7 protein-coding genes are annotated in these 5,879 nt (G+C 64.6%); 6 read left to right on the top strand and 1 reads right to left on the bottom strand.

The window, feature by feature from the left end; translation table 11 throughout:
* Positions 1-365 (top strand): hypothetical protein (locus H504_RS42175; RefSeq protein ID WP_026425174.1); only part of this gene is annotated, 365 nt, incomplete at its 5' end.
* 125 nt (positions 366-490) lie between these two features.
* The gene (locus H504_RS0126070; RefSeq protein ID WP_026425173.1) at positions 491-733 is read left to right on the top strand and encodes a hypothetical protein; all 243 of its coding nucleotides are present in this window, start codon (positions 491-493) and stop codon (positions 731-733) included.
* Positions 734-1,302: 569 nt separating this feature from the next.
* Here H504_RS0126070 and H504_RS43710 read toward each other — a convergent pair.
* A complete protein-coding gene (locus tag H504_RS43710; RefSeq protein ID WP_281173667.1) occupies positions 1,303-1,434 on the bottom strand; it encodes a hypothetical protein in 132 nt (43 codons plus the stop codon).
* A gap of 149 nt (positions 1,435-1,583) precedes the next feature.
* Between H504_RS43710 and H504_RS37075 the strand changes: the two genes are divergently transcribed.
* The 4 genes from H504_RS37075 to H504_RS0126045 all read left to right on the top strand — a co-directional run bounded on the left by H504_RS37075 (position 1,584) and on the right by H504_RS0126045 (position 5,868).
* Positions 1,584-2,216 (top strand): RNA polymerase sigma factor, encoded by a 633-nt coding sequence (locus tag H504_RS37075; protein ID WP_051386283.1) that lies wholly within the window; start codon positions 1,584-1,586, stop codon positions 2,214-2,216.
* Between the two features lie 25 nt (positions 2,217-2,241).
* Positions 2,242-3,117, top strand: coding sequence for a hypothetical protein (locus tag H504_RS0126055; RefSeq protein ID WP_157440641.1), 876 nt, complete (start codon positions 2,242-2,244; stop codon positions 3,115-3,117).
* 164 nt (positions 3,118-3,281) lie between these two features.
* A complete protein-coding gene (locus H504_RS41640; RefSeq protein ID WP_157440640.1) occupies positions 3,282-3,857 on the top strand; it encodes a hypothetical protein in 576 nt (191 codons plus the stop codon).
* A gap of 913 nt (positions 3,858-4,770) precedes the next feature.
* The gene (locus tag H504_RS0126045) at positions 4,771-5,868 is read left to right on the top strand and encodes an IS630 family transposase (protein WP_245614186.1); all 1,098 of its coding nucleotides are present in this window, start codon (positions 4,771-4,773) and stop codon (positions 5,866-5,868) included.
* Positions 5,869-5,879 lie beyond the last annotated feature (11 nt).

Here is a 5,879-nt window from a genome sequence, read left to right as displayed (position 1 = left end):
CCAGCTACGGACTGCCCACCCCCGAGAAAATCACCCTCCGCCTGCGAGCAGGAGTCGACCCCACCGACGACCAGGTCGCCGTACACGTCCAGGTGGACACACTCGCCGCCATGGCCACCACCGTCCTGCACTGGCACAAAACCTTCGCCCAGGCCAACATCGACATCGTCGGAGGCGACAACCACAAGGGACCGGAAATCACCGTCCGCGGCATCCCCCTCGGTAGCCTGCTCCTCATCGACGTACTCGCCCACCCCACCACACGCGAATGCTCGACCATCCGCGGACACGTGCTCCACGGCAACGACGCACTCCACTGGCTCCACCAAGCCGCCGCCGGCGCCATCAACACACCCAGCACATAACACCCACCAGCCACCAAGGCCACCGGCGGACGTCGCGCTCCACCACCCCGAACACACGCCCCCATTCACCCGGTGCTGGTGTGACGTTCGCACCGGTGGCACCACCACAACGAAAGGCCACACCCATGCACAACCCCGAAATCGACCTCTACGCCAAAATCGTCGGGAACTGCGCACTGACCTACGAAATCGCCGACCCCCACACCGCCGAGTTCACCATCGGCACCAGAAACGGCAACCTCATCCACCTCACCATCGACCACGACCGAATCCACGAACTCATCACCCAGGCCACCCACGCCCTCAACCAACTCAACCAACGCCAGGACACCAACCAAACCAACCCCACCCCCACACCAGCGGCCTGACCCGCGGCGGGAACTCCCGGTCGAGACTCCCCCACGACCCCGACCGGCGGGAACCCGCAACCACCGATTCCCACGAGCACCCGTTCAGGGTTGACAGTCACACGACGATCGACCACAGACCGACGGCCGGCGACGCACCGGCTACCGGGTTCCCTGCGGTGCTCACCAAACATCGCAGGTTACGAGACACTCACTCGAGTGCTGTGACCGTCGAGGCGTTTCCTTTGCCCCAATATGGTGGCTACCGTGTGGAGCGCGAGCGGCTTCCCACGGAATCGTGAGGAACACCCGCCCGGACCTGGAAACCGGCCCCTTCCGCACGTCAACGGGTGCAGCGGCCTCGGGCTCAGCGGGAAGCCGCTCTTACATGTCCATCTCCGGCCACCAGTGGTGACCGGTCACGACGTCCGCCTTCCCCAGGACCTTGGACGCCGTAGTTCAACACCTGCCCCTGCGGCCTGCGGCGCACCTGGGCCCCGGCAGGCCAGCAGGTACTCGGGTGAGCAATTGTCGTAGGCGTCATGGGTGATCGCGGCGTTGAGCATCCCCGCGTCCAGGTCAGCAGCCTGCTACCTGTCGTAGTCCCGCTGCCCGGCGACCGCGATGTTCTCTGTGACCAACGGCCAGGGCACCTCCACCAGCGAGTACTGCCTCGGACACACCGTCTGGATGTAGTCCAACGTCGCCCGATGATCATGCACCCGGCCATGCGCGAGTCTGGCCACCGTCCTGCGCCGTCCGCCTTCCCAGTCCCGCGCCGCGAACGCTGGGCTGGCGATGTCTGGGAGCGCTGCACTGGCCTGACTCATTAAATGGCATGCGTGAACGTCGGGCGTGAGGCAGTCGGACTATGTCGCGGTGGCTCGGTAAGGATCGGGATCGTCTCGACCACTACTCAGTGTTCGGGTTCACGGATCGCGAGGGAGACCAGGTGGAAGGGTCCGAGTTCGCTCGGATGTACAGGGAGCTCTACGACCGGGTCCTCGCGTACCTGTTGCGCCGGGTTCCGCCGGATCTGGCGCGGGAGATCGCTGATGAGACGTTCCTGGTGGCCTGGCGTCGCCGTGCGGAGTTACCCACGGCTGTGGTGCCGTGGTTGTTGGTCACCGCACGGAACACCATGCGCGATCGCTTGCGCCGGGAGCGGCGTCAGGACGTGCTGGCGGTCGAGTTGGCCCGATACCAGGACACCGTCGAGATGGGCAGCGCCGAGTCGGAGGTCGTCGAGCGGGTGACGGTGATGGCGGCCCTGCTGACCCTTCCCGCTCACGAACGGGAAGCGCTGATGTTGACGATTTGGGATGGTTTGTCCCATCGACACGCGGCATCCGTCGCCGGATGCTCGTTGACCGCGTTCGCCGTGCGAGTGCACCGCGCTCGCAAAAGGTTGGCGATCGCGCTGCACGACCTGGACGCCACCTCGACACGCACCACCGTGACGCCGGCAGGCGTCGTCACCACTCCGGAGGCAGAACATGAGTAAGGCAAGCGCACGAGCTGTGGCACGTATGGCGAACCAACGTTTCCCCGACGACGATGCCCTCGCCGAGGCGCGCAGCGCCCACCGGGCAGTCTGGCCGGATTCTCCAGCTCGCCCTCGCAGGCGCAGGCTGGTGCCGGTGCTGGTGGCCGGGACCGCACTGGCGGCCGTGGCCGCGGTCGGCGTCCCGCTGGTGGCACCGGACGACGTCGTGCCGACAGCCACCGCGCTCGTCTACCAGCACGTGGACACCGACCCAGCCACCCTGTTGACCGACCTGGCCCGCCGCGCCGCCACCCAACCGGCGCCCTCCGGGGCCGGTGACTACGACTACGTGCGTACCCGCACCTGGAACCTTGCCCTTACCGGCGACTCCGACCTGAACATCACTGACGCCCGCATATCCGCAGCCGAACAAGACATGTGGACTGCCCCCGACGGTACCGGCCGCCTCGACGTCAGTCGGGACGGCGCACCCGTCAAACACCTCGACCTGAGCAGCGGCGTCGCGCGCACCACACCGGACAGGCTCCCCGAAGCCCGAACGACCGCACAGTGGTTCGACTCGATCCGGGAAACCTGGTCTCGACAGGCGGTAAGCCCCGCCCTGCAAAACGCGCTGTTGAGCGCGCTGGCGACACGCGGCGACATCACCACGGAAGGCAAGACCACCGACCGCGCCAACAGGCCCGGAATCGCGGTGAGCACGAAACAAGACCCGGAACACGCACTCACCCCCAACGAGCGATTGGTCATCGTCCTCGACCCGGACACCGGGATGCTGCTCGACTACGAGGTGATGTCGCTGGAAAGCGGCAGCCTGCCCATCACCACGCCGTGCAGCACATCTTACACAATCTGGCTGTCTTCTGGACATACAACAAAAATCGGACTTCGACCGTGATGTGAATAACACTCATTCGGCGGCTACCTCCGAGAACGGAGCCACCCATAGGTTGAGCAGCGCTGGCCAGAGCCGGCCCTGGGGGAATGCCGTCAGAGAATCGGCCTCATCGACGGTCGGTGCTTGCTGCGTACATTTCTCCTTGCACTCGACGAGGGGGAACAGTGTCGAACACCCGTGCCCAAAGAGTATTATCTGCCCTGGCGGCCATTGCGATCTCCGTTGCCGGGTTGATCGGGAGCCAGGCCACAGCGGCGGCAACTCCATCGACGACTTCGGCAAACCAGGCACCCCAGAAGTCGACCGAGCAGCCTTACTGTGCGGTTGTGCTCGGCAAGGCCGCACCAGGCAAGGAGTCGCCTGTCGTCTATCGGTACTGCTCGTCGACCCGGTTCGACAGCGCCGCCCACCTTCGGCAGCCGGCAGTATCCGCCCAACTCAGGGCGGCAGGTACCACATCGAGCACATTGCTCATGAACTGGTACTCCGACATCAACTACCAGGGCCAATACCTGGCCGTCTGGGGCGGGGCAGGCCCATGTGACTCGGCGGGATACAACTTCTATCCCGCCAACTACTGGTGGTCCAACCTCAGCTCGATCGAACTTGAAGACCCCGCGTGCAACGTGATGACCGTATGGGACCATCCGCTCTCCAACTCGACAACCTACAGCTCGAGCATCAACTACATGGGCAGCCTCAACGACAACGTCGGCAAGGTCCACGTATTTCACTGGTAGACCACTGTGGGACATCAAAACTCGGCTTGACGGCTCTGCCCCGCGGGTAGGCCACAGCGTGCTCGTACTCGTTGACCAAGTCTCCGAGGACTGGGCGACGTAGCAAGGTCTGTCCAGGTACGGAGACCAAGCGGCTTGGTCGCGATAGAGCGAGCAGCCCTGGGCGAAGACGTCGATGTCACAGTGCCGGACATAACGGTTCAACACAGATCCCAAATGGCGCTCGTCGACGATCAGCAGCCGGTAGATGAGTCTCTCGCCAGATGGTGCCGACGAACCACTCGGCGTGACCATTCACCTGCGGGCAGCGCGACAGTCTCCTCGCGACCTCAGTACCGGAGTCAGCGCGGACAGCGTCGAACGCCGCGGTGCCGAGGTCCGACTCAACCCCGCAGGGCGCACTTGGTTACCGAGATACACGGCCGACAGGCGCACCACGTTCGCACCAGGGAGCAAATGGGGGGCAGAAATGCTTGCTGAACGGCTCCAGCGAGCGTCTCTGAATATAAAAGCGTTGACCTAATGATGCCCAATCGCAGGTCAACGGTACCGTACGGCCAGCTCGCGAGGTAAGGTCGGTGAGCACTTAGTTATCACCACGATGTCGACCGCCGCAGTCGGCGTCTCTGCCAGTCGCGGCAACCACCGACGCCTAGTCATGCTCCCTTCCCGATCACACCGGGGCACAATCCAGCAGAGGGCGGGCCGGTGTAGAAGCTCAACGACTCCGCGCGAGATTCTTGCACCGCACATGCGCGAACAAGCAGGAACCCGAGTGTGAATCGAGCAAACTATGACTACGTCGGACCGGACAGACTCAAGCTAGTGGTGCTGCTCAGAAGGTTGGCCCGGTAACTGATCTTGGTGGTGGGTCCGCCAGGCTGGTCCCGCAGGTCGACTGTGGGAGGTGGTTGTGGCGCGGAAGGCGAGTGTGTTCGTGCGCCCGGTGTCGATGGACGAGGGCCGGAGGTTGGCACGGATCACCAGGACCTCGAAGGACCCTGTGCGGTTGCGGCGGGCGATCGTGGTGCTCATGTCCGCCCAGGGCCAGGCGGTGGCCGACATCGTGTCGTTGCTGCAGGTCAGTGACGGTTATGTGCGTGATGTGATCCACGCGTTCAACGAGCGGGGGTTCGACGCGCTGGACCCAAAATGGAGAGGGGGACGCCCGAGGAGGATCGGTGAGCAGATCCGCAAGCGGATCTGTCTGATCGCCAGGACGTCTCCCGCCGATTGGGGCATCACGGCGTTCGGCACCTGGTCCCTGTCGAAACTCAGGGACCACCTGCTCGGCCGGGGCACCGTTGTCGCGCTGAGCCGCGAGACCCTGCGCCGCATCCTGCGCGAGGGCGGGGTGTCCTGGCAGACCACCACAACCTGGAAAGCCTCCAACGACGCCGGCTTCATCGCCAAGATGCAGCGGATCCTCGACCTCTACGACCACCGGCCCGAAGGCGGGCGGGTCATCTGCATCGACGAGTTCGGCCCGCTCAACCTCCAGCCCCGCAAAGGCAAAGCCTGGTGCCCGCGAGGCAAACCCGCCCGACTACGAGCCACGTTCAACCGCAGCGACGGCGTGATGCACATGATCGCCGCCCTCGACCTCGCCACCGGGAAGCTGCACTACCGGATCCGGGCCCGCAAACGCCACCGTGAACTCCTCGATCTGCTTCAGTCCTTGCGGAACCGCTGGCCGGATCAGCGCCTGCACCTGGTCATGGACAACTTCTCCCCGCACCGCCACCCCAAGGTCCGGGACTGGGCCGCGGCCAACAATGTCGAGCTGGTGTTCCTGCCCACCTACTCGTCCTGGCTCAACTGGATCGAGACCGAGTTCGCCGCACTGCGCTACTTCGCTCTCAACGGCACCGACCACCGATCCCACGAACAACAGAACCAGGCGTTGGCAGCCCACATACGCTGGCGCAACACCCACTCCCAGCCCAAGACCGGATTCGCCATCGACTCACCCATCCGAACCTGGACCCATTACCCCACCAAGGTTGCGTGACACACCACTAG

The organism is Actinokineospora inagensis DSM 44258 (assembly GCF_000482865.1).
GTDB lineage: Bacteria > Actinomycetota > Actinomycetes > Mycobacteriales > Pseudonocardiaceae > Actinokineospora > Actinokineospora inagensis.
Note: the sequence above shows the minus strand (reverse complement) of the source record. Positions and strands in the feature narration are given on the sequence as shown.